Origin of the sequence: Paenibacillus sp. MY03, assembly GCF_002165585.1 — a bacterium.
Classification (GTDB): Bacteria; Bacillota; Bacilli; order Paenibacillales; family Paenibacillaceae; genus Pristimantibacillus; species Pristimantibacillus agaridevorans.
Genome location: NZ_MXQD01000057.1, coordinates 29677 through 54634 on the forward strand (window position 1 = coordinate 29677; position 24958 = coordinate 54634).

Sequence of the window (24958 nt, forward strand, 5' to 3'; positions counted from 1 at the left end):
TTATAGGATGAATATTACTTTGACTAAACAAGAGCTCAACTTCCGGCTGAAGTCGGCGCCCGAGTATGGACAAGCCAGCTTTGCGGGCATCATTACGCTCGCGCTGGGACTTGTTCTTCTACTGAACAGCTATGTGCCTGATGAAGGTGCTTTCCGTCCTGCCGTTCTGGCCGTTGGTGTCGCCTATCTCGTCTTCGCGGCCCTGCAATTTGTCGTTTGGCTGCTCATTCGCCGCAATCTGATTGCCATAGGCGAGCTCACTGCCGGTACCCGAATAATGGGCTACTTGCTAATGCTTAGCTTGTTCACTGCTAACGTATTCGCAGCCACCGCAGCGTTCCAGCTTGTCAAGAAACGCAAGACGGCGGCTTACACGCTAGCTGTGTATACGCTGCTTACGACCTTGCTCGTATTCGCCGTATCGTCGCTAAACCTGTTCAAGCCCTATGTGTCGAATGGCTTCCTGCCCGGCATGTTCCTATTGCTGGTATCAGCCGTCGTGCAGCTTGTTGCGCTGCTTCTCATCGCCAAATCCGCGAACGGGACCAAGCTTCCTCGCTGGATGTGGGGCGTAGCTTTGATCCTGATCGCCACAGCCGCTACGGGCAACCTGTTCGCCTTGTTCCTTGGCCTACTCCTGATCTCGAAGCTTCGCGACAAGGGTTACACGTCCGGCTCCAAGGTTGGCGATATTATCGACCGTTTGTCCCGAAGCTCGACTTCGATGTTGGGCCTGCTCTTTATTTTATTCCTGCTCGCTTTGTCCATCAGCAGCTACCTGACCTTCGATTACGGCATGGCTATCGATAATAATTATGCAGCGATCTTCCAGCCTCCGAGCTTGGAATACCCGCTGGGAACGGATAACTTCGGACGCGATCTATTCTCGCGCATCGTATTCGGCGCCCGGATCTCGCTTGTCGTAGGCTTGCTGTCCACGCTCATCCCCGTCATTATCGGCGGAGCGCTTGGCGCAATCTCCGGCTACTACGGCCGTCAAACGGACAATATAATTATGCGGGCTCTGGATATTCTGTATGCGATTCCCGGCATCCTGCTGGCTATTGCCATTATCGCTGCTTTCGGCGCCAGCACGACCAACCTCATTCTGGCGCTTAGCATCGGCGCAATTCCGACCTATGCCAGGACGATGAGGGCAAACGTCATGCTGGTATCTACGCTGGAATATGTACAAGCTGCAAGAGCCTTCGGCTCCAGCGATCTAACGATTCTGTTCAAGCATATCGTCCCGAATTCGCTGGCGCCAATGATCGTAAAGTCCACGTTGACAATCGGTACGGCCGTTATCTCGACGAGCAGCCTCAGCTTCCTGGGTCTCGGCGTAGAGCCGCATATTCCCGAATGGGGCAACATACTGAAGCTGGGCAGCGCCTACCTGGAGACCCATTCCTATACGGCGATCTATCCTGGCCTGGCGATTATCGCCCTCGTGCTGTCGTTTAACTTCCTTGGCGACGGTCTGCGCGACGCGCTGGATCCGAAGCTGGATTAGCAATTGGCCTGTTTCATTTACTAAAAACGCCAAAGTCTTATTCCTTGTCGTAACCTCATTCATATTCCATCGACTTCTATGTTTCGAAACCATGACTGGACGATGAATGAATGTGAGTTAACATATAGTTCGTGTTCAAAAAGTTCGGTTTTCAGCATCGAGAAGATTGGATGAAGGTAGAAACTGAGGAGCGGAGCGTAGTGGCAGCTACGTGAGCACCTGCAATGTTTCCAAAGGAAACATACTTCGTAAGCATATGCTTAAGTTTCGCCTGAATTCAAGATTCGATGTCGAGTAGGCTTCCTGGTATACTTCGTGATGAGAAGCGGACTTTTTGAACAACCTTATTCAAACATATCTTGTAGGAGGGGAACACCATGAAGAACAAAGTCAAACTCGGAGCGATGCTGCTGCTCAGCTTATCCATCGTGTTAAGCGGCTGCAAGCTGACCACCAAAAACGACGTAGCAGAATCACCGTCGCCTACGACCGGCTCGGAAGTCGTCGACAACAACAAGGTAGACATCGAGGTGCTCGGCATGAGCGCCAATGAAGCGGATCTTAACATCGTCCGCGATCAGCTGAACAAAAACGGCTTCAACGTCAAGCTTAACGTACAAGCCGACTACAGCAGTTTCAAAGCTCAACAAGACGCAGGCAATTACGACGTATCGTTGTCCGGCTGGACAACGGTAACAGGCAACCCGGACTACGCGGTTCGCTCGCTATTCAAGACAGGCGGCGACTACAGCATCATGTCCGATGCCGACATCGATGCTCTGATCGAGCAAGCGGCAGCTCAAACGCCGGAACAATTTGTAGCGACGTACAAAGATTTCGAGCAAAAGCTCGTATTCGATAACGCTTATATCGCTCCGCTCTACAGCTCGCTGAAATCCCAGGCGCTGAACAAGGACGTGCTGAACCCGGATTCCGTTCGTCTGTCCAAGTCCCGCTCCCTGCCTTGGGAAGAGCTTGACTTCAACGATACAGCGAAACGTGATAAAGACGCGCTGGTCTTGCAATCGACTATGCCTACATTGACATCGCTTGATCCGATCAAGGGCAACGACGGTTCCATCAACATTATCAACACGAACCAATACGTTCGCCTCGTTAACCTCACGGACGACGATAAAGTGACATCCGTAGGCTCCCTGTCGCTTAATCATGCCATCGCCGACGGCAACTCCGACTACTACTTCATCCTTCGCGACGACATCAACTTCGCCGCGGTTAAGGACAAGCTGGCTGTCGACACCGGCGAGCGCGTAGGCGCGGACGATGTAATCTTCTCGCTTGACCGTGCGAAGAACAAGGATTCCGTTCCGGATCACCGCACATACACGCTGCATGAGCATATCAAAAGCGCTGAAGTCGTTACGGACGTAGCCGCTCTGGAAGGCATCAAAGTATCCGGCAGCGACCAGACGATTAAAGCAGCTCTTGAAGAAGGCCTGGATGCGAAAATCGCCTCCCTTGTGTCAGACAAAACGCAAGCCGACAACGGCGCAGGCAAATACCAAATCGTCAAAGTGACAACAACTGAACCTTTCCCGCAAGTGTTGAACTACCTGGCTCACCAATCCGCGGGCATCGTATCCAAGAAGCAAGTAGAAGCAATCAACACCTACGACGTGGCGAAGTTCGACCCGAACAAGGATATCCCTTACGGCGACCAAAACACGGTTACGGAAGGCAACGCGTACAACAATACGCTGTACACTAGCGGTCCTTACATCCTGTCGTACAAAAACGATTACGAAGCGATCTTTTACAAAAACCCTGCTTACATGACTGGCACGGATCACGCTCCGAAAATCAACAGCATTAAAGTACGTTTCATTAAAGATGCCGACAGCACCCTTGCGGCGCTTCGCAGCGGCGAGATTCATCTGTACTACGCCGTGTCCGAGACGAAATTCGACATCGTGAAGGGCGATAGCAAACTGCAACTGCAGACGCTGCCAAGCAACGCGGTATCGTATCTGCTGTTCAACACGAAAAACCGCGCGGTCGCGGAGAGCGCGGATCTGCGCAAAGCCGTATTGTACTCCATCAACCAAGAAGACTTTATCACCTACTACGGCGGCAACAAATTCAAGGCAATTTCTACGCTTAGCCCGATCGTGGATACAGGTCTGGAGCTTAAAGCCGACGCAGCCAAAGCGAAGGAATTCCTGAACGCTTACAAAGCGAGCAAATAATTAGCACGATAACAGAGACTGCTCCCGGCCCGCCAACACTTGGTCGGGAGCGTCTCTTCGTTTAGGGACTTGTTGATCATCATACATGAAGGAGTGATTGAACATGACTCTACCATCCGCAACTAAACTTTCGCAGTGGGACGCGCTTCAGCTCGAATCGCTCAAGTCGCTTGGCTGGTCGAACGAGGAGTTGATCTCGCGGGTAAACAGCGGCGACCTCCCGAAGGACGACAGCAAATTCCAGTTCGACTACGCTGGATTGAGGACAGTCGCCTCCGAGCAACCGGATACGTTTAAGGCAGCGGTGGAGAACGGCTACCAGATCAAATACAACACGATCCGAGGCATCCATAGTTGGATCTTCGTCGCATTAAAACAGGATGCGGAGCTCATCCTTGAGCCCGGCTCGGAAGCGGTCGCAGCGTCGCTGACGGCGGACGAAGCCGCATCTCTCGCCGGCGTGCTCTCGTTCGGCTGGGCGCTGACCGCCGTGGACGACGCCGGGACTGCCGGCGACGATAGGCGTACGGCTTATCGGGTGTCTCCTGCGGGATAATAACATGCACATACACAGAGACGACCTTGCATTCCTTCTATGAGGAATGCAGGTCGTCTTTTATCGTTGATCTAGTACACATTAACTTTCCGCCTCCTCTGCCACGCTGGCGTCCGAGCGCTGCTGTCGCACGCGAGAGATGAACAAGGCGAATGACATGGCGACTCCTATGAGTACGGCAATGGTCAAGTTCGTAAAAACAGTCAGCAGAAACGTCGTCGCCAGCACCAGTGATTCGCCGTTTCTGGCGCGCAGCATCCCCATAAACGCGCGGCGTTCGCTCATGTTCCAGGCGACAACCATCAGGATCGGCGCCATGCTTGCAAGCGGGATGCGGGAAGCGTACCCCGCAAATGCCATCAGCACTCCCAGCACGACCAGTGCATGCACGATGCCGGACACCGGCGACGCCGCGCCCGACTTCACGTTCGCAGCCGTTCGCGCGATAGCTCCCGTTGCCGGAATCCCCCCGAATAAAGGCGCGACTATATTCGCGATGCCTTGACCAACCAGCTCGCGATTGCTGTTATGGCGGCTTCCCGTCATCCCGTCGGCCACTACGGCGGACAATAGCGATTCGATGCCGCCCAGCATGGCGATCGTCAACGCGGGGACGAACAGCTGTCCGGCCAGCTCCAGCGAAAGCTCGGGAATTCGAAGCGCGGGCAATGCATTCGGTATCTCGCCGTACAACGAGCCGATGGTCTCGACTCTCCCGTCGAACAGCAGCACTGCCGCTGCGGCGGAGATCAGCAAACCAACCAAAGAAGCCGGCACTTTGGGCAAGTACCGACGCGACAGCAAAATGCCCGCGAAGCCGATCGCCGCCGTGGCGATGCTGTACGCATTGACGGAAGACAGATGAAGCGCCATTTCCTTGATGTTCAGCAGGAAGCTTTCTTGTTTATCGATCCGGTCCAAACCCAAAAATGCGGGAAGCTGTCCGGCAAAGATGATGACTCCAATTCCCGAAGTAAAGCCGACGATAACCGGCTTCGGCATAAATCGTATGAAGCTGCCCGCCTTGAGCACCCCCAATACCACGAGAATCACCCCGGCCATCATGCCCGCCGTCAGAAGCCCTTCGTAGCCGTACTGCAGCGTCACGGCCAAGAGAACAGGAACGAACGCTCCGGTAGGTCCTCCGATCTGGTAACGCGATCCGCCAAACACCGAGATGAGCACGCCCGCAACGATTGTCGTGTAAATCCCGTATTCCGGCTTTACGCCGGAAGCAATAGCAAATGCCATCCCTAACGGAATGGCAATAATCCCTACAATGAAGCCGGATAACAAATCGTTCCGAAACGACCCCGCGCGATAATCCGCGTATCTCCCCGACCCTTTCATTTGTACAACCTTCTTTTCTTCATATATTTAAATATTTGAATATATATGAAATACTACCGCCTCGCCGTTAGATTGTCAATCGGAAGTTGCCTATTATCAGGGCTCCTTCCGAATGACCTCCAGCAGCGAAATCGCGTCAACGAGATGGTTGTCGAATATTTGCTTTGTAATGGCGAGCATATCCTTGATCAGCGGATCGCGGAGCGAGTATATAACCGTTGTTCCTTCCTTGATGCCATATACAACATTTTTGCTTCTTAATACAGCCAATTGCTGCGAGACGGCCGATCCTTCCGAGCCCAGAATGGTCTGAAGCTCGTTAACGTTCCGATCGCCCTCGCATAATACCTCAAGAATCCGAATTCGCATCGGATGAGCGAGAGCTTTGTAAAAATTCGCTTTGAATTGAGGAATTTCTTGATTCACGGCAGCTGCCCCTTACCTGTTTCTTCTTGATCATCTTTCTCCATCATACCATAATTCGGCTTTCAGGTTGACCAATCGCTTCAGAACCTTTGTCATTTTCGCAGAGTTGCACTATACTTGAATAATTATATTTGAATTTTTGAATATTCGATTTTATGGAGGTTTGACCGGTGAGCGAACAGACAATCGGAGCAAGGAAGGCGACGAACGATTCCCCGGAGGGGGAACATACCGTTACTCTTACCCGGAATGCGCTAATCGTGGACGGCATGAAGACGCTCGGAGAGCTCGGAACGCATCATATATGCAACGTTTGCATCAGCTACGGAGGATCTTGCTGCAGAGGCTGCCCGCATCTCGCCGACGGATTGGGCTGCGGCCAAAGAAATACCAGCTGCACGGCATGGTTATGCGGATTTCTTAAATATTATTTATACGAGATAGGCGTATTGGATGAGTGGCAATCATTCTGGGAGCAAATTCCGGGTCAGGATTACAGAGAGGACTTTACGCCGGAGCGAGTTGACGTCAATCTGGCCATGCCTCGCGCGAATGCACGCCATGAACGGCTTGGCCTGGCATTGGGAGCCGATCTGCGCCAAATAGAACAATCGCATGTCGCGATCGGCTTTATTTTGACGCTCCGGGAAAAGCTCGACAAAACGATGGATCAATTGATGCATTGCGGCACGGACCGCAAACGGCGTATTCGACTGCAAAGAAAAATCAAAATGATGACGGCCGATTTCCGCTCCTTCCATCAATCTTTAGACTCGTCCCGCTCTTAGATTTCGTTCTCCCTTGCCAACACGCTCTCTAAATAAGCGTCCAGGCGCTCCATCACCAGCTCGTTCGTCAATTTGGCAAAGCCGAGATCGATCCAACCCTGGTAGACCTCCGGTTCTCCAAAGGCGTAGTCGACGAGGGTGGCCAGATCCCAATACGGATTATAGTCGAAGTTGTCGCCTGCATAGCGCCGGTAACTTTCCAGAAATGAGTCGGCGGCTTCCACGCCGTGCAGCTGCGCAAGATTGACCCGGCAATGACCGACGTCTATGCCCGCCGGGCCGATGCAGCCGTTTACCCAATCGACGACGCCGCTGACCTCCCCGTCCACCCATAACAGGTTCGTCGGATGGTAATCGCGGTGAATAAATCTCGGGACAAACGCCGGCTTCGGCCCGAGCAGAATTTCAATGGCTCTCTTCCAGCGGTCCGGAACGGATGTCCAGCCCGAAGCATCGAACTTCGCCGCATCGCTGTAAGCGCCATACGTCCACGGGAAGCCCTCCGTACTCGCGCCAACATGCAGCCGCGTTAGCGTACGGGCCATGCGATCCGTCCACGCCCGCACATCCTCTGGCTCCAGCACGACGCGGCCATCCAGATGGGTCATCAGTAATGTCGGCAATCCGCATTCGTTTCCCGTCTCATCGTAAGCAACGACGTTCGGCGCATCAATATCCGCCGCGCCTGATGCTTTCCGCAAGCTTTCTGCCTCGTGTTTCGCCAAATCCGGCTCGCTCTCCAGCCACTCCTCATCCGTGTATTGCCTCAGCACGAGTCGGTGCGCCTCTCCTCGCACGTCAATGATTACACGATGGATCGGTGTCGACACTCCGCCCATCAAACGTTCAATCGATTTTATTTTTGCTTCAGGATGAACCGCCCGCTCGATCCAACGCAACACATGTTCTTCAATCATCGTTATCATAACTTGCCTTCTCCCAGCGATAAAACCGCCTTGTCGATACGACGGATGCGGGTTTCCTCCGTCTTCGCCCCTTCGATTTGCAGCACGATTCGGCGCTTGTTGCTATACGACAGTCCTTCGAAAAACGTTCGGGCAGCCGGTACGCGATCTAGCCCTTCCGCGAAATCGGCCGGCACTTCCAGTTCCCTCGGTTCGGTATCCAATTCGAGCGCGACATCAACCTCGTCCCCGGCCGCGACGCCGGCGGCATTCCGGTTCTCCGCGCTAAGCGGCAGCATGTACTTCCCTCCGTACACGGCGACCGTGCTGCGGTATGTATGCCCGCCAATCGTTACCTTTACGGCAGGTTTCTTTCCTTGCCCAAGCGCCTCTACCGCTTCGGCCGGCACCTCGAATCCGGTAGCCGTTTTGCCTCCCAACTCAATCACTGTCGTAAACTTCATCCTGCCAACCTCCTTTCGCCTTATCTCAAAATCATACGAAAACATTCCAATTAATTCAATTGATCTTTGCAAATGCAAAAAAAAGAGAGCGAAACATCCCTTTCGAGGAAATTCCAATCTCCTTACTTGACTCTTGCAAAAAAACAAATCAGACCTTGAAGAAGGCAAACTGGTGGTGCTAGAGGTGAAATGAGCGTTATGCGGTCATCTTCAGATCCCTTAATATGTCGAACAGTGGTATTGAAAGCAACTGGTATTGATCAAAGCCAAGCAATTCCTTGAAGTAACGGTATCCCGTTTCAATGTGCCAACGTACTCGGTAATAGCTTAAGATCGTAACGAGATCCAAGCTTAGATCGGTACACACGATACAAAACGGGCACACGTTAGCTTCAAACTTACCTTCCCAAGATAATAAATTCTTCTTGTACTCGATCGGATTAAAAGCCCGCCCGGTTTCACATTGTTAAGAGGCATGGGCGGGACTGTCAATCAACTGAAATTCGATTTCCTACCCTTTAACCGCGCCTATCATGACGCCTTTGACGAAATATTTTTGCAGAAAAGGATACAGCAGCAATATCGGCACAGTAGCCACGATGATCGTCGCGTATTTGATCGTTTCTCCGACTGGCATCTTGTCTCCGCCACCGACGCTCGTCATCATCGAGTCTGTGTTGTTCGTAATCAAAATTTCTCTAAGCACAAGCTGCAGCGGGAACAACTCGCGGTCACGCAAATATATCATCGCCCCGAACCACGCATTCCAATGCGCCACTCCGTAAAACAGCACCATCACAGCCACAACCGGCAGCGACAACGGGAGAACGACCCGGAACAAAATCGTAAAATCGTTCGCTCCGTCCATCCGCGCGGATTCTTCAAGGCCGGCAGGTATTGCCTGGAACGACGTTCTCATAATAATCAAGTTCCACGTACTGAGCAGCGAGGGTAAAATGATCGCCCAACGCGAATCGAGCAGTCCTAGATTGTTAACGAGCATATAGCTTGGAATAAGCCCGCCGGAAAAAAACATCGTAAAGACGATCATGAACATGATCGGATTTTTGAGCAGCACATTTTTCCGGGAAAGCCCGTATGCGCCGAAAGAGGTAAGCAAAATGTTCAGCGACGTGCCGACGGCGACGTAGAAAAGCGTATTCATATACCCCATATAAATCATCGGATTATCGAACACCATCAGGTACGACTCCGCACTCAAGCCGATCGGCCTGAACAAAAATCCTCTCGCTTGCATCAATGCCGCCGGATCGCTAAAAGAAGCGAAAAACACGTATAGTAAAGGATAAAGCGCCGTCAGCGACAACAACGACAGCAGCAGCAAATTCGCGGATTCGAAGACGGTCTCGCCGAAGCTTTGTCTAATTCGCACGTTCCTCCTCCTTACCATAGCTTATTTTCGCTCACTCGTTTGCTGAAGCTGTTGGCCAGGATGAGCAATGCGAAATTGATCAAGGAATTGAAAAGGCCGACTGCCGCGCTGTAGCTCATGTTTGTCTCCAAAATGCCCTTACGGTACACATATGTCCCAATCACATCTGCCGTTTCGTACGTTGCGCTGTTGTACATCAGCAATATTTTCTCATCGCCGACCGCCATCATCGAGCCGACTTTCAAAATAAACAAAATAACGATGATCGGAATCATGCCGGGAATCGTAATATGCACGATCTGCTTGAACCTTCCTGCTCCATCGACCTTCGCCGCTTCGTACAGCGTCGGATCGATATTGGCGATCGACGCCAAATAGACAATTGAGCCCCAACCGATATGCTGCCAAATGCCAGAGCCGATATAGAGCGTCCGAAACCAACCTGGCTCACGAAGGAAAGGAATCTCGCCCAGTCCAAGCGAGGTCAGCAGGTGATTGACAAGACCGTCCGTTGCCAAGAAATCGGTCATCATCCCTACGACAACGACGATAGAGATGAAGTGCGGCATGTAAGTCAGCGATTGCACGGTCCGCTTGAACCTAGGCTGCCGTACCTCATTAAGCATGATGGCGAGCAAGATCGACGCGGGAAAAGCGAACAACAGCTCGTAAAGGCTGATCAGCACCGTATTGCGAACAATTCGGCCGAAGTAATAGCTGTCGAAAAACTGTTCGAAATATTTGAACCCGATCCACGGACTGTTCCACATTCCGCCTGAAAGCGAATAGTCCTTGAATGCGACTTGAATTCCATACATCGGCCCGTAATGAAACAGCAAATAGAAAGCCACAACGGGTGCAAGCATCAAATATACATACTTGTTCCGTTTCAGATCCTTCCCCAAGTTTGAAAGCATGCGAAAATCTCCTATCTTCCGTTACTTTAATCCGAATTAACGCGTGGATGAATCCGAGCAACCCGAGTTGACTTAGTTGACCTAGCAACCCGGGTTGCCCGTACCGACTCTCCTACTTGCCGGAATTATACCGGTCCAGCGCGGCTTGCTGGATTTTGGTCGCTTCGTCGATCCCCATGCCTTTCAGCGTCTTGATGAAGTCGTTGAACGTATCGAGCGATTCTGCGCCCATGATATACTTCGTCACTTTCTCATCATAGAAGGTGTTCACGTCGTTCATGATCGAGGAGAACTTGGAGCTTTCGTCGGGTGTAAGCATCACGATAGGCATCAGCTTCTTGTTTTCCGGCTGCATCCACAGTTCGATCGCCTGCTTCTGCTGGGGCAATTGGGCATACTGCTCCATATAACGCCGATCTTGTACGAACGGTCCCGTCGAATACGCCCTTATATATCTTCCCATCGCATGGGATAGCGGAAGTCCGTCGGGATTTTTCATGATCAAATCGGTGTAGGTGGGATATCCATCCACCATGTTGTAGCTCTCGCCTTCGATGCCGAAGTTGAAGAGCATATGCCCTTCCGGCCCGTATGCATAATCGAGCCACTTGACGGTCGCCTCCGGGTTTTTATTCGAAGTCGTGATCGCCGTAGCCATTCCGTTATAAACAAAATCCTTCTGGCCGAGCTCCGGACGATCCCCCGCCTTCAGCACAGGATACGAAGCGGCAACGAGGTCGAACGATTTGTCTATGTCCTGCATCAGTCCCATATACTTTCCGATCCCGCTACCGCTAAAGCCGATCATCGCGCCCAGTTGGTTCCCCGTAACCTTCGAGTCCTTCAGCTTTCCGTCCGTCGTTGCAAAATCTTTATCGATCAACCCTTCCTTATACCATTGGCTCATCTTTTTAATAAATTCCAGAAATTGCGGCTGAACCGCCCCGTACTTGACGACCCCGTCCTCCTGGTAAAAGCCTTTGGCCGTAACCCCCCAGGCGCCGACGAATGCATGGCTGTTGTTAATCCCGCTAAGCTCGAGCAGGAACGGAATTTCATCCGCCTTGCCGTTGCCGTTCGGGTCTTTCTCTTTAAAAGCGCGGAGTACAGTCTCCCACTCGTCAATCGTGGTCGGAACCTTCAAATTCAATTTGTCGAGCCAGTCCTTGCGAAGAAACAGGCCCTGTGCGGTCAGCAAATAATCGTCGCCCCGAATAAACGGAAACGCATAAATATTGCCTTCTTCCGAGGTAATCATCTTCTTGATGTCCGGTCTTTCTTTAAGCAACTTCGAAAAATTAGGCGCATGTTTCTCGATCAGCTCGTTCAAACGGATGATGCGCTTTTCCTTGATGTAGTTGTCAGCCCCCGGCACGACCTTCCCCCAATTGGCTTCCACTACATCCGTCATATTGCCGGACGTCATCATCAAGTTGAACTGGTCGTCCGAAGAGGGATGCATAAACTCCACCTTCGTCTTCGTGATTTCCTCCAGCTTCCGATATACGCCGACCTGAGACAAGTCCTTCAGCGTAGCGCTCACATTCGGATCCAAATAAACGAAATAACTCAGTTTGTCCGGATATCCGACCTCCGTCGTCTGCGACTGCCCGTCGACAGGTTTCTTTTCCGTTTCTTTGCCTGTCTCTTTCCCGCCGCTGCAGCCCGCCGCCAATAAAGCCGCCAGCAAAAGCGAGAGCGATGCCATCCCAATTTTTTTTGTGCCCCTCAACATACTCGTGCCTCCCTGTGTGCTTTCCGCTATGATAACCGGCCGCCAGCCGATTTCATGAGTTAGCATATCGCGGCCGGCTTTATTCGGATAGGATGAGGTTTATGCTTTCGTTAACGAATATTAAGAATGGACGCATTCATTATTTAATCTTCGTTAATAGAATTAGGCTGCCGCAGCTGCTCCCTGTATTTTCCGGGTGTAATGCCTTCGATTTTTTTGAAAACGCGATTGAAGCTAATGTTATTTCCGAACCCTGCCATTCCGGCAATCTGTGCCAAAGCAAGCGGAGACTCCGCCATGAGCCGCTTGGCCTCCTGCACCCGAACGTGCGCAATGTAGTCCGTAATGTTCTGTCCGCTCTGTCTTTTGAAGAAGGTAGATAAATATTGCGGGGTAATGTCCAGTTTCTCGGAAATGGTTGTCAGACTGAGCATGATGTCGTCGTAGTGTTCATCGATATGCTTCGTGATCGCGCTTAGCAGCCGGTCTCGATGGTCGGTTCTGCCCGCAGCGAGATAGTCGCAGACCTCTATATACCAATCCAATGCGAGCATGTGCATCTCTTGAAACGTCTTGCAGTCGCCAAGCCGCAGAATCGGATTGATCCCGTCGCCGAATACCGAGCTGTACTCGATATTTAGGGAATGCAGCGTTTTGAGGAGCGTTCCGATGATTTCATAATATAGGCATCTGCCCATTTCCAGCGTAATGCTGTCAGCCTGCAAATTCGTTTCGTACAGCTGGGCGAGTGTCTTCGCAATCTGCTCGTGCTCTCCGCTCTTCGTGAAATTCATCAGCTGCACTTCCATTTCAACCGGGTAGTAGTAGTAGGCGGAAAGCTTCGTCTGAAGCGACTCGTAAAAAAGAATGCGGTTCTGCCTGGCAATGAGCTTGTAGTCGAGCGCCTTTCCCGCTTCCCTGAAGCAGTGTCCGAGCGAATCGGCTCCTTCCCTCACGCCGCTTACCGCGATCGTTATGAACATCCGAAAACTGGTTTCCGCCGTTTGGCACAATTCCTCCGCAAAAGATCCGGCGGTTTCGCTTCCGTGCTCAGCCTGTCCCTCTTCATTCATCACGACAGCCAGACGCCTCTGGTCAAGCTCCAGCACGTATCCTCGACTGTCCAGCAGCTCTCCGGCGATGTTCCCGATTACAAATCTTGCAAGAGCCCATTCCTTCTCGTGCTCTCCTTGGACAAAACGACTGCAGTCATTAATTTCCACGAGCAGCACGCGGAATCGGTTCGAAGCGAATCGGATGCCCATATCGGCTAAGGAACTTTCCGTTAACGACGAGGAATCCACCTGACCGCGAATCAAACGGCCCAAAAAATTGGCTTGCACCACGGCGGTTTGCTGCGTGAGCGCCGCTCTCAGCTTTTTCTCGTCGTTGAAAGCCGTCTGCATCGTTTCTTTAATAAAATCGAACTCGTTCCACGAATCGGTTTCCGTTATGCTTTTTTTGTTGCGGATAAGACTGACCAGTTCCTTGACCGGACTGTAGTGCCGGTAGGCCAGCAAATAAGAGATGACGGCTCCCCCGATTAGGCAGAAGGCCAACAGGAAGAGCGCGCGCATTTTCAGTTCGTCGACGACCTCCAGAAACGCGCTTTTGGGCACGACCGTCATATACTTCCATCCGTTGCGATCGGAGGACGTGTAGGAAACCATCTGCGCCCGCCCTTCGGATTTCACTTCTGTCATGCCGGAACGCTCGATCAGCGTCGGAATGATCGCGCGGATCGAATCCGTCACTTCTCCGGTGTTCATCAATACTTCGTTATCGTCATTGACGATAAATACCGATCCCTTGCTTCCCCACTCGATTTTTGCGAGAAGCTGTTTGAATTGCTGCTCGTCCACAAGAATAACAAGCGTCCCTTTATTTCCGGACATCGTATCGATCGGCAATGATTGCACGAACGTAATCGCGTTACGGGTCATTCCGGCATGGCTAACCCGTTCCGCAGGCAAATAGCTTTTGTAATGGTTTGTTTCGAACAGGCGCTGTCTCCATTCACTCGCCGTCATATCTTCATAGCCCAGAGACAGTCGATAAAATGTTTCGGGAGATGTCTTCATATTCGCCGTGACGATTTGGTCGCCCTCTTTGACATACACGTAATAATCCAAAATCATGCTGTCCGCGTTGCGGAATTTTGTCAAATCCTGCATGAACTCGACGAACTTGTATTGATCCGCAGGACTTTCCGACGCGCCCTTGCTGAGCAGAAATTGCAGTCTCGCATTCAACGTGATCTGCTCCGCCATATACTCAAGCTCCTTCAGCCTGTTGTCCGCAACCAGCATAAGCTGTTCCATCATCACAAGGTTCGAGCGGTTTCCTTGATCGGTCATATTCCTCTCGATTTTCCCATACATGACGACCCCGATCGTGACCGGCAGCAAAAAAATAAGCAAATAGGACGAAAACAGCGTAATAAAAGCGCTGTTTTTATTTTTGAGCAAGCTTCGTTTGGCAGCGCCCTGTCGCATATCATCTCTCCTCTAACGGCATTTCATATAGCTGATTATACTTCGGTTTCCAGCTATATTTCTCCTAATTCCGCAAATTTCCGCCCGGAAACGGCTCCGCGCTTCCTCATCCGTAACAAACACGAACCGCTATAGCTATCCACCCGAAGGATAGCCATAGCGGTTCACCCGCCTGACGCGAGGCGCCCAGCCGCCGGCCGGCTATTCGCTTTCCGTGCGTCGAAGTGGCGGCTTGCCGCTGCCAAAGCGCTCTTAGCTCCTCATTGCTGCCTGCTTTTGCGAAGCTAATTGGATACGTACACGATCATCGTTTCGCTTGTCGTCGATCCTTCCCCGTTCATAACCTCGCAGCGGTATTTATATGCGCCGGGCGCTTTATTGCGGATCGCGGTATGGGCGGACTGCGTCTGAGGCGTTTGCGGAGTCAGCGTTTGCGTATCGATCAGCACGTCGTTCTCGTACAAAAGATATGACGTACCGTTCGTTCCCCACCACATATTCATGCTGATTTGGTAATTGCCGTCGCCGTCCCAGTTGTCGTTCGCAAGAATCGGCTTGCCTGGCGCCGCTTCCGTGACGGTAATGGTAAGAACATCGCTTCGAGCGGAGCCGTATTCGTTAATTAATTCCGCATAGTAGCGATAAACACCATTCTTCCGGTGCTTAACGGCGGAAATCGCGGATTGGGCATTCGGCGTCCGATCCGCCAAAAGCTGAATATCGATCTGAACGTCGTTCTCGTAAAGCTTGTAAATTGTGCCGTTGGCCCCCCACCACATATTCATCTTGACGTTGTAGTTGCCGTCGCCGATGCCTGAATCGTATCCGTTGTCGCCGGACAGCACCGGCTTCGCGGGCATCCCCGCATTTCCGTATACGTTATCCGTTACGGCAGACTTGATACGTAGATAAGGCTTGTTTCCCGCATGGTTAGGCCCGTAAAGAACGGTCATCAGCCCGATTCCGCTTTGCTTAAGCGCCAAGCTTGCCTTTCGGTCGCCCGCCGCCTGCGAACGGATGTAATCCGTCAAATCGATTTCGTGCCATTCCGCCATTCCGGTAAAATGCTCCAACGCAAGCTGCTGCCCGACTGCCGGACTGTTGTTCCAATTTAACCCGGCCGCCGTCCAGCTATCCTCGGAGACCTCATGAACGCCGACGTCCACTTCGCTACCCTGCGAATCGTTCACTTGGCCGTAAACGTATAGCTTTGCTTCATATACGGCCGTCTGTACGGTGCTAAGGTCGAACTGTAAATACGATATCCGGTTGTAACCCGCGGCCCCGGCTTTAACGGCTAGTACCGTATCCTGCGAAAAATTCGTACCCGCATAATCCCCGTCGCGAACGTACGTCGCTTGAACCGGTTTGAGCTTGTTTTGGTCCTTGGACTCGAGGAAAAGGCTGGCCGTTTTCGCAAACCTGTCCTTCGTAACCCGGACGCTTACGCGTGCAATGCCGTCTCCGACGCCTTCCGCGATCCCTTGCGGCGATACGGCGACGATACCGGGATGATCCGAGAAATATTCCACCGTCGCCCCTACTAGATCCGCGGGCGTATTGTCGCTCATAAATGCTGCCGTAGCCAATTGTACCGCTTCGCCGATATCCAGCGACTCCTTCTCCGCGGAAAGCGTGACGCGCTGAAGACGGTTGGGCGTCGCCGGTACGGTGAACTCCCGGTCGTATATTTTCAATTCCGTTATGCTGTTGAATTTGTTCTGCGAATTTCCATAACCGATAATCCGCAAATATCTGGCTGTCTGATTGCCTATATTGTAATTTTCGGACTGCAGCGATTTTCCGCTGCTCGTGCCGCTATATACCGTCGTCCATGCCTGCCCGTCGTTCGATACGGCGATATCGAAAACGGCCGACCGTTCATTCCCTTTGAACCATGCGATGGAAGCGCTCTTGAATGTCTTTGCGGAGCCGAAATCGTATTGTATCCATTGTCCGTCGCCTTCCGCGGACCAACGGGTGTTCAGATCGCCGTCCGCCACATTTGCCGGAACATTTCCGTCGTCGCCGCTCGCCGTTATTGCCGCCGCAGGGACGGTTTCGATCGGTGCAGCTGCCCTGTCGATATGAACCGCATAGCGAGTTGCATCGGCTGCGCCCGGATCGGTTACTTCAATCCATGCCGTTCCGGGAATCGCGGCCGCTTGCGTGACGACGACTGCAGCGCCGGGATTAGCCGGCACGGCCTCGACAAGCGGGACAATTGTTTCCTGCTCGGGAACAATTGCATCGTAGGTAAACGTATTCCCCGCGAAACCCGCAAGCGGAGTACCGCTAAGCGTAATCCCGCTCAATTCGGACAGCGTAAGCTGATCATTGGCCCAAGCGGACAAATGGGCAAGCTGCGGCAATACGGCCGGTGGCGTCTCCCACTCTCTTAACGGCACCATCAGCACGGCGAGTTGCAAGCTTTGCGTATTCTGCGAATGAATCGCCAGCTTGACGGCTCCCGCATTCGCGTTCTGGCCTTGGCCGGTCGGCGACTGCGGCAGCGGCTGTGCGTCCATTACTGTAAATTCGCCTTGCGCGGAGACGATTCTAGCCCATAAACGTTTGCCGTCCTGCCTCAATACAGCTGTTTTGCCTGCGGCATCGATCGATTCCACCTCGGCGGCCGTATTCATGAACCACCACATATCGGCGGGCGCGGTCATCTCAACCTCGTCCTGAATCAAAACCTGCCTCCTCTCGTCGAGCAGCTTGATCCCCCTTGCCGCCTTGCTCGCCCCAGCGTATAACGGCGTCAAATCGGCAATTGCGAACGCCTCGCGGTCATTCGAACGGAATGACGTTATTGGTGACGCTTTCAGAGGATCCTGATCAGCGGATGTTCCCGGGTTTACGACGAGCGTATTGCTTCCTTCTGCCCGGTTCCGGTAATAGGTCCAGCGCTGCGCATTCGCCGCCCCGCCGTCAAAATACCCGGGCAAATTATAATCATCGCTCCATAACAGCGACCCCCAGCGGACGCCAAGCGCGTCAAGAACGAAGGAGCCACCGTCCAAACGCTTATGGGCAGGGTCCTCATGAGCACCTTTAAAGCCGACAAAGAGCGCATTCGGATCCTCCCAGGAGCTGCGGAATGTCGCCGTTTCGACATTCGCGAAATAAGCGTCGTGCGGCATATTCGCCGCCTTCGGTCCGGGATACGCCGTCGGCTTATACCATAGCAGGCCTTGCGGCGCCGCGCTCTGGCTGCGGAACCATTGAAGCTCCGGCTTGTTGTACTGCCCGGCCATCCAGAACAGCTGCGGCGTTTGGGAAACGCCCGAGGTGCCGTCGGCGAAATTGAACGTTTGATTGACCGGGCTTTCCAGATAAATCGGGAAAAGTCCCGCCTCCTCGAGACCCGGTTTCAAGGTTTGGCCGAAATCCGTCCCGAGCGCCGTTTTCAAGCCGGCAAGGTGCACCGTCAAGTACTGCGTCGCATAGTCCCAATATCCGTATCCTTCATACCAGCCGCCATCGGGGGCCAACTGGGGAAGGACCGCTTGAATCGAATCCAGCCCCGTGCGCAAAAGTTCTTCGGCCACGAATCTGGCGGACGGCTCGTCGCCGATCGCCAGCGCTCCCATCGCGAGCCCTCCGTTGGAAACAAAATTCCAGTTTCCCAGCGCCACGGACCATCCTTCGCGATTGCGATAGCCGTCCAAGCCAGGGGTCAAGCCAAGCTGCAAAATGGCATCGCGAATCGTTTGCTTCCGCGCCTCACTGAAATAATCGTAAAACCAATCGTAACCGATCGCGACCCCGTGCGTCATTTCCGCCGTATCCAGAAAATGCCGCGGATTCCAATCCGGAAAGCCGGCGACGGCCTCCAGTTCCCTCCAGGCCCTTTCCGCGTAGACGGAATCTCCGCCAATGCGGTACACCATTCCCAGCGTGTACATCCGCTGTATAACCTCACGGCTCACTTCGAGCAGACGTAGACCATCGGGGGTCTCATACGTGACGACAGGCTCGTTAAGCAGCCGATCGGCCGCCTCCTTCACCTTCGTGTACCAGTCTGCAGCGCGGGTATCGGAAGCTACGAGCTGGCGGGTATACAGGAAATCACTCGCCGTTCCGAGCAGCCTGGGATGCTCGCTTCTCAGCATGTCGGTCAAATAAAGGCCCTGCGAAAGCTTTGCGCTGTCAAACCAAACCGTTCCCTTGGCCCCCCAAATGAAAAATTCGATCATCACTTTTGCCGTACCGGCAGGCGTATGGAGATTGTGCGTCACCTTCGTCCAGTCGCGGGTGCCTTTCCAATCGCCGATATGAGTCGTATCGCCGATCTTCGCGCCGCCGGCATTGAACAAAATATAGCGAATCGTTACGCCCCTGTCATTCGAAACGATATTATCCGTTTTGAGCCAAACGCTCAGCTCGTAGTCTTTGTCACCCTGCACGTTCATCGTCTGATTGATGCTGGCTCTAGCCGAAGTGACGGCCCTCAACCTGACGGAAGCGCTTCCATCTTTGTGCACGGCCGAATCGATTGAAATTTCAGGCGTGCCTTCCGGTACGAACTTTTGCCAATTAGCGGGAAAACCGTTTACCGCCGATTCGAAGCCGGGGTTGACGATCAGGTTCGCCGGTTCCCATGGTTTCGCGGTCGCTTCCGCCGCTTGCGCCGTCCGCTCGCCCACTCCCGTATGCAGAAGTCCGCTGAACGCCGTAGCCACGACGATAACCGCCGTCAATACTTTCGCCAAATGTCCGCCAATCGAAGCCGAAAAGGACAACTTCATCTTTACCCCTCCTTGAACATATATGATCTTTGTTTCGACCCTAAATATAAAGGATGGCCCTCCCGAATCATAGTTCTTTTATTATGCACCGGCTAACGCTTCTAAAGATTGCCCATTAACATTTTTACATCTGCATATTTAAAATTATAGATTATCGAGGAAGGGGCTGTCTCAAAAGTAGTTTTTTTGCTTAACGAGACAGTACATGTGTTGAAATGTCAGCGCATATAAAGAAATGGTGGTGCTAGGGAGGCTATCCCCGCACCACCATTTCTGCCTTTTGGTCGATTGCCGTCTTCTTGAGCAAATTATGGGCGAGCGAAAGCCACCCGACCTCTAGGCTCACAAGATAATAACACCCGAACATTTTTTGTATCCGCTAGCGGTCCTACGTAAACATAGACGCGGTAACGTTTGTTCTCCACGGTTACGGAGCGGAGGTCTGCGTTATCCATGTATACTGCTTCGAAGTCGGACATCGAAGTTCGAATACCTGCTGGGCAGATCGTTCGATTCGATTTGACGGCTGCAATGACATGAAAGCCCCGAGCGTTGCATGCATTTTCACAAAGAATAATGCCGTTAACCATTGAAATAAGATGATTACTCTGAGGTTTGCTAAACTCTAAACGAAGCGACAAAATAAACTTGACGATAAGCTATGTGTACAGATACCATGGAATTGGGACATCCCCTTTTCTGGAAATTGTTTTGTATGGTAGCCAACAAATTCGCTGGAAACGGTACGATGTCCTTTTATTTTTACAACATCGACAAAGGTTCTGTTGGAGCGCTGATTTTCGACTTATTCACCCATGGTTTTCTTTGACAAAGTTTTGCAAGAGTCAAGCTCCTTATTTATATTTGTGACAACGACCTACTTCACAATCTTAACTTCGTTTAGCGCGATCAGATCATCCGCAGTCAAGAAGGTGACTCCGTCTTTCACCACGGATGTTGCGAAAAGCTCACGCGTCTCGCCATCCCCCGTCGTCACTTCCGAGCCGCGCGCCGTAAGACTGTACAGCACATTATTGCCGCTCACCACCTCGATGCCGCTTGTCTCCGCGTTCCACTTGATCTCATAGCCAAGCGCTTCCGCCAGCTTGCGAAGCGGCAGCATAAGATGACCGTCAGCCGCATACGGTGCCTCATCCTCGGTAAGCTCCAGCGATTCCCCGTTCACCGACAACCCTTCCAAGCCTGCCTCTACGTATCCCGCGTATTCATAAGGGAACGCTACGACCTTGTTCGCCGTGCCGGCATCCGCAGCCTGCTTTCCGTCTTCCGTCACAGCTTGCGACCACACGAGCACTTTGCTTCCCGGTCTAAGATGGTCGACCGTAATGATGTTTTTCGTCAGGAACGGAATCAAAGTTGTATCCGTTGTTATTGTAAAGTCAACATCTTGATTTGTCTTCAGCACGACGCTGCCGTCCGTTCCCTTCTTCACGCCTTCAATCTCGGCATAGGTCGGCACCGCAAAGTCCGCCGGGATGCCGGCAATAATCAGCTCGGCGTTCGAAATCGGAGGCAAACTCATCGTCATCGCCGGTCCGACGTACGCATACAACGTCTCGTTCTCGCGAATGTCCTCTAGCTTCATAGGTAGTCCGTCGACCGCATTAAGAATCCGGGTATTCTCTCCAATGTTTAGAACGATCGAGGGGAACTCCGCGTTGTCGTTGTTATTCTCGAGCGTAATCCGGTTCTCCTCAATCGATGCGGCCTGGCCGTATACGCGAACAGGCGCCAGCTTATTCTGATGCGCGATCACATAATCAGTCGCGCTGATCGGCACGATCTCCCCGTTAATCGGGGCGCTGATCGGAATGATTTCACCGGTAATCGGCGCACTGATCGGTACGATCTCCAGCGGCTGCGCGGCAGCCAGGGATGCTCCGCATGCGAGGCAGGAAACAGCTGTAAGGGTCACGAAAGCTTTTTTTATCGTTGTATTCATTGTCATCTATCCTTTCAGTCGGTTAGTAGAATTTCTTTTGAGTACATCTCCAGAAACGTCTTGCTCAATTCGTAGTTGCCGTTGCCAATCGTAAGCAGGGACAGATCGGGCACGAGATACATGACGATGGATGTTCCGTCCCGCAGCACCCATCTGACCTGAAAGGATCTGTCCGACGATCGCGCTTTCGCCAGGCGCTCGTACTGCTCGTCCGTCAGTTTTTCAATAGGGATGCTCTCGGCGATCAGGTTGGACCACTTTCGGATATCCTTCTTTGCGTCCCAGACTTGCATAACCGTCGTCCCTTGATAATCCAGCCACTCTATCCGCATTGTCATCCGACTAAGATCAGCTAACGAGACAAACTCTTTTGCGTCGATCACTCTGTCGTCCGTCTTGCCCGACAACTCGGCGATATAGTATCGGCCTTCGTAGGATACTGCCAGCCTGAACGCGGGGGCGTAGCCGGGCAGCGCATATATTGTGCCTCCGTTCATGTACGTCGTGGCCAAATCGCGGCTGCTGTACCCCTTCGTTCCGCCGTTTTGGATGTCCGCCGCAATATCATATTGCAGCGTACCCAACACGCCTTGCTCTTCAACCTTCCAGCCGGAGAGGTCGTATGCCGCACCATCCTCCAGGAACGTGTACCGGCTGCCGTTATAATTCAGAAACTTCCCTAACGTTCCGGCATGGATCGACTTGCCTCCTCTAGGAAGGCCGAATTCTACGGCGAAAGGAGCAGGGACGCTCATCAACTGCGGAATCTCTTTGTTTTGCTTCTGTTGCAAGGCAGGCAGCCAATAGAGCGACAACAACAGAATGACGATTGTGGGCAGTGCGATCCGGTAGCTTTGCTTGAGGGCAAACTTGGGCTTCGCCGCCGGATTCAGAATCCGCTCCAGCATGCGATCCGTCTGCTTGTCCGTAGGTCCCATTCGGGCAAGACGGTCGATCAGCTCCTTCTCAGTCATCGCCTTCACCACCTATCTGCAGCTTCAGAAGCTTCCTGCCCGTATGTAGCTGCGTGCGGATCGTCGCTTCCTTAATGGAGAGAAGCTCCGCAATCTCCTTCGTGCTGTACCCTTCGTAATAAAACAAATAAAGAGGCAGACGGTATTTTGCAGGCAGGGCCAGCACTTCGCCGAGCGTCTCGTCATGCCTGATTTCCTCCGTGAGCAGCCGCTGGTCGGCTTCTTCCAGCGTCGTTCGCATTCGCCTCCACCAATGCTTAAGCATATTGCGGCAATGGTTGCGGGCGGTCACGATGAGCCAAGCCTTCTCGTGTTCGTTGTCGCGGAAGGTCATGTCAGACTGTATCAGCTTCAAGAAGGCGGTCTGCGTCGCTTCTTCGGCATCGACTACGTTTCTGAGCAGCATGAAGCTGACTTTATAGACGGTGTGGGCATGCCGACGGTAGATTTGAGCGATATCCTTGCCCGTACGCTGCAAGGGATCCTCCATGCTGAATTGCCCCCCTTCTATATAAACACAAACGAACCGGGGGAATTGTTTGGTGCAATTTTAAAAAAATAATTTTGAATGATTAGCTAACAATGTGGCCGGATTTCGATTTACTGCTGTATCGTCTCTTTATCGAATCGGGGTGTTCTTAATACAAATCAAACGATTTGTTACGTAATTCGCTAACAATTAGTCATTATAATGGAGTTAAAACTTCAAGCGGGGTGTTATGAATTGTTCAAATGGCTGAAGCAAAAAAGTTTGCTCGCAACCAGCTCGATCGTTTTATCCTTTCTCTTTTTGATCATCATTGCAATTATGACAACGGTCATGTATCTCGCTCAGAAAGAGGCAGCGTATCACGAATTCGAACAGCTTGGCAGGACGCTAAGAGCACAGACGCAAGCCAACCTCAGTGTGATTGAGCCCATGGCAAACGCAGTCAACTCGGGCCAACCGATCCCGGACAACGAAGGTTCCATTACAAAAAGTCTGCTTAACGGCATGACAGACGATGACACGATTACGAACGCCTATTATTTTTCTGCTAAAACCACAAGCCTGAACGGAGCTCATCAACTGTATTTTCTCCAAATCAGCGACTCCTTTGGCGGTCCCGAGACGCTGACTGCTCCCTACGATGCTGGCAGCATCATTTTCAACCACTTCGACGAAGCCCTTTCAGGCAAACACGGGTTAAGCGCACCTTTCGAAGATGGATTCGGCACTTGGATTACCTATTTGGCGCCAATTCTGAATGTCAAAGGAGAGCCTATCGCCGTATTTGGCATAGACTTCGATTATGACAAAGTCGAAGCGCGCATGAGTACAATGCTCCTTCGCGCGGTTGCCCTGGGCCTCATTGCCGCCGCGCTTGCCATCGGCATCATGATTCCGCTTCTGCGCATGGCCATCCGCCCTCTGCAAAATCTAAGGGACAACGCCAAGCTGGCCGCAGGCGGAGACTTGACCACTTCCGTCCCCGTAACGAATGGCAACGAAATCGGACAGGCGGCGGAATCTTTTAACGAGATGATCGGCAGTCTTCGGAGGCTCACGATCAACATCCAGCAATCCGCTCGAGAGGTGGGGGATTCGTCTCTCAATCTAAAGGAGACGGCTACCCAAACGGCGCAGGCAACAAACGAAATTACGGAGTCGATCCAGAACGTGGCAGTCGGCACGGAGACGCAGCTGATCAGCTCGCAGGAATGCCAGACCGCGATGACCGAGATGGCGGTAGGCATTCAGCGCATCGCGGAATCATCCGGCGTCGTATCTGAGCTGGCCATCGATACGGCGAAGCTGGCGGCGGAAGGCGGCATCATCATCGACCGTACGACGGGGCAGATCGAACGGCTGGAGCAGCACATCATCTTCGCGGCGGAATCCATGCGCGAGCTCAACGAATACAGCAATCGCATCGGCGACATTCTGTCCCACATCAGCGAGGTAGCGGGCCAGACGAATCTGCTTGCGCTCAACGCTTCGATCGAAGCGGCGCGCGCCGGCGAGCATGGCAATGGCTTTGCCGTCGTCGCCACCGAGATTCGCAAGCTGGCCGAGCGTTCCAGAGAATCGTCGGAGGAGATCGCGGAGATCCTCCAAGCGATCAGCACGCACTCGGGCACGCTCTCCAAATCACTCGAGACTTCGGCTTCCGAAGCGAGAGAGTGCACGAGTCTCGCTGGCGGCTCCGGCGATTCGTTCCGTTCCATTCTGGTAGCCGTCGAAGAGGTCAGCTCGCAGGTTCAGGAGGTATCCGCGGCTTCGGAGCAAATGTCCGCAAGCAGCGAGCAAATCGCCGCTACGCTCGAAGAGCTGGCCCGTATCGCGCAAACTTCGGCAGGCCATTCCCAGCAAGTTGCTGCCGCCTCCGAGGAGCAGCTTGCCTCCGTCGAAGAAGTCGCCGGCGCAGCCGAGCAGTTGCGCACGCTTGCCTCTGAGCTTAATACAGCGGTGAGCAGGTTCCGGGTGTAACTTAAAGGGGGTCAACCGGCTATATGCCCGGTTGACCCTCTTTGCGTT

16 protein-coding genes and 1 pseudogene are annotated in these 24958 nt (G+C 52.7%); 5 read left to right on the forward strand and 12 right to left on the reverse strand.

What is annotated here, in order from left to right:
• The first annotated feature begins 7 nt into the window (after positions 1–7).
• The 3 genes from B1748_RS31275 (at position 8) to B1748_RS31285 (ending at position 4276) form a co-directional block, all read left to right on the forward strand.
• A complete protein-coding gene (locus tag B1748_RS31275; protein WP_087571889.1) occupies positions 8–1513 on the forward strand; it encodes an ABC transporter permease in 1506 nt (501 codons plus the stop codon).
• A 377-nt stretch (positions 1514–1890) separates the two neighbouring features.
• Complete coding sequence (locus tag B1748_RS31280; RefSeq protein WP_087571890.1) at positions 1891–3720, forward strand: ABC transporter substrate-binding protein; 1830 nt, start codon at positions 1891–1893, stop codon at positions 3718–3720.
• 103 nt (positions 3721–3823) lie between these two features.
• Positions 3824–4276, forward strand: a complete 453-nt coding sequence (locus B1748_RS31285; RefSeq protein ID WP_087571891.1) for a hypothetical protein — start codon at positions 3824–3826, stop codon at positions 4274–4276.
• A 90-nt stretch (positions 4277–4366) separates the two neighbouring features.
• Here B1748_RS31285 and B1748_RS31290 read toward each other — a convergent pair.
• Together B1748_RS31290 and B1748_RS31295 are read right to left on the reverse strand one after the other, a co-directional pair.
• Positions 4367–5626 (reverse strand): annotated as a pseudogene (locus B1748_RS31290) (SulP family inorganic anion transporter); the annotation flags it as partial.
• A gap of 96 nt (positions 5627–5722) precedes the next feature.
• A complete protein-coding gene (locus B1748_RS31295; protein WP_087571893.1) occupies positions 5723–6052 on the reverse strand; it encodes an ArsR/SmtB family transcription factor in 330 nt (109 codons plus the stop codon).
• A gap of 170 nt (positions 6053–6222) precedes the next feature.
• Here B1748_RS31295 and B1748_RS31300 point away from each other — a divergent pair, with 170 nt between their 5' ends.
• Positions 6223–6840, forward strand: coding sequence for a hypothetical protein (locus B1748_RS31300; protein WP_087571894.1), 618 nt, complete (start codon positions 6223–6225; stop codon positions 6838–6840).
• Here B1748_RS31300 and B1748_RS31305 read toward each other — a convergent pair.
• The 10 genes from B1748_RS31305 to B1748_RS31350 form a co-directional block, all read right to left on the reverse strand.
• Positions 6837–7766, reverse strand: a complete 930-nt coding sequence (locus tag B1748_RS31305) for a phosphotransferase family protein (protein WP_087571895.1) — start codon at positions 7764–7766, stop codon at positions 6837–6839. The genes B1748_RS31300 and B1748_RS31305 overlap by 4 nt on opposite strands.
• Positions 7763–8209 (reverse strand): YdeI/OmpD-associated family protein, encoded by a 447-nt coding sequence (locus B1748_RS31310; RefSeq protein WP_087571896.1) that lies wholly within the window; start codon positions 8207–8209, stop codon positions 7763–7765. The genes B1748_RS31305 and B1748_RS31310 overlap by 4 nt, the downstream gene beginning before the upstream one ends.
• A 511-nt stretch (positions 8210–8720) precedes the next feature.
• Positions 8721–9602, reverse strand: coding sequence for a carbohydrate ABC transporter permease (locus tag B1748_RS31315; protein ID WP_087571897.1), 882 nt, complete (start codon positions 9600–9602; stop codon positions 8721–8723).
• An 11-nt stretch (positions 9603–9613) separates the two neighbouring features.
• Positions 9614–10519, reverse strand: a complete 906-nt coding sequence (locus B1748_RS31320) for an ABC transporter permease (protein ID WP_087571898.1) — start codon at positions 10517–10519, stop codon at positions 9614–9616.
• Between the two features lie 112 nt (positions 10520–10631).
• Entirely contained in the window at positions 10632–12254 is a 1623-nt protein-coding gene (locus B1748_RS31325; RefSeq protein WP_087571899.1) for an extracellular solute-binding protein, read from the reverse strand.
• Positions 12255–12397: 143 nt separating this feature from the next.
• The gene (locus tag B1748_RS31330) at positions 12398–14749 is read right to left on the reverse strand and encodes an AraC family transcriptional regulator (RefSeq protein ID WP_087571900.1); all 2352 of its coding nucleotides are present in this window, start codon (positions 14747–14749) and stop codon (positions 12398–12400) included.
• 284 nt (positions 14750–15033) lie between these two features.
• A complete protein-coding gene (locus tag B1748_RS31335) occupies positions 15034–19503 on the reverse strand; it encodes a CBM96 family carbohydrate-binding protein (RefSeq protein WP_087571901.1) in 4470 nt (1489 codons plus the stop codon).
• A gap of 877 nt (positions 19504–20380) precedes the next feature.
• Positions 20381–21466 (reverse strand): stalk domain-containing protein, encoded by a 1086-nt coding sequence (locus B1748_RS31340; RefSeq protein ID WP_179215914.1) that lies wholly within the window; start codon positions 21464–21466, stop codon positions 20381–20383.
• Positions 21467–21480: 14 nt separating this feature from the next.
• Positions 21481–22440, reverse strand: a complete 960-nt coding sequence (locus B1748_RS31345) for a hypothetical protein (RefSeq protein WP_087571903.1) — start codon at positions 22438–22440, stop codon at positions 21481–21483.
• Entirely contained in the window at positions 22433–22930 is a 498-nt protein-coding gene (locus B1748_RS31350; RefSeq protein WP_087571904.1) for an RNA polymerase sigma factor, read from the reverse strand. The genes B1748_RS31345 and B1748_RS31350 overlap by 8 nt, the downstream gene beginning before the upstream one ends.
• A 234-nt stretch (positions 22931–23164) precedes the next feature.
• Here B1748_RS31350 and B1748_RS31355 point away from each other — a divergent pair, with 234 nt between their 5' ends.
• Positions 23165–24910, forward strand: a complete 1746-nt coding sequence (locus B1748_RS31355) for a methyl-accepting chemotaxis protein (protein ID WP_179215915.1) — start codon at positions 23165–23167, stop codon at positions 24908–24910.
• Positions 24911–24958 lie beyond the last annotated feature (48 nt).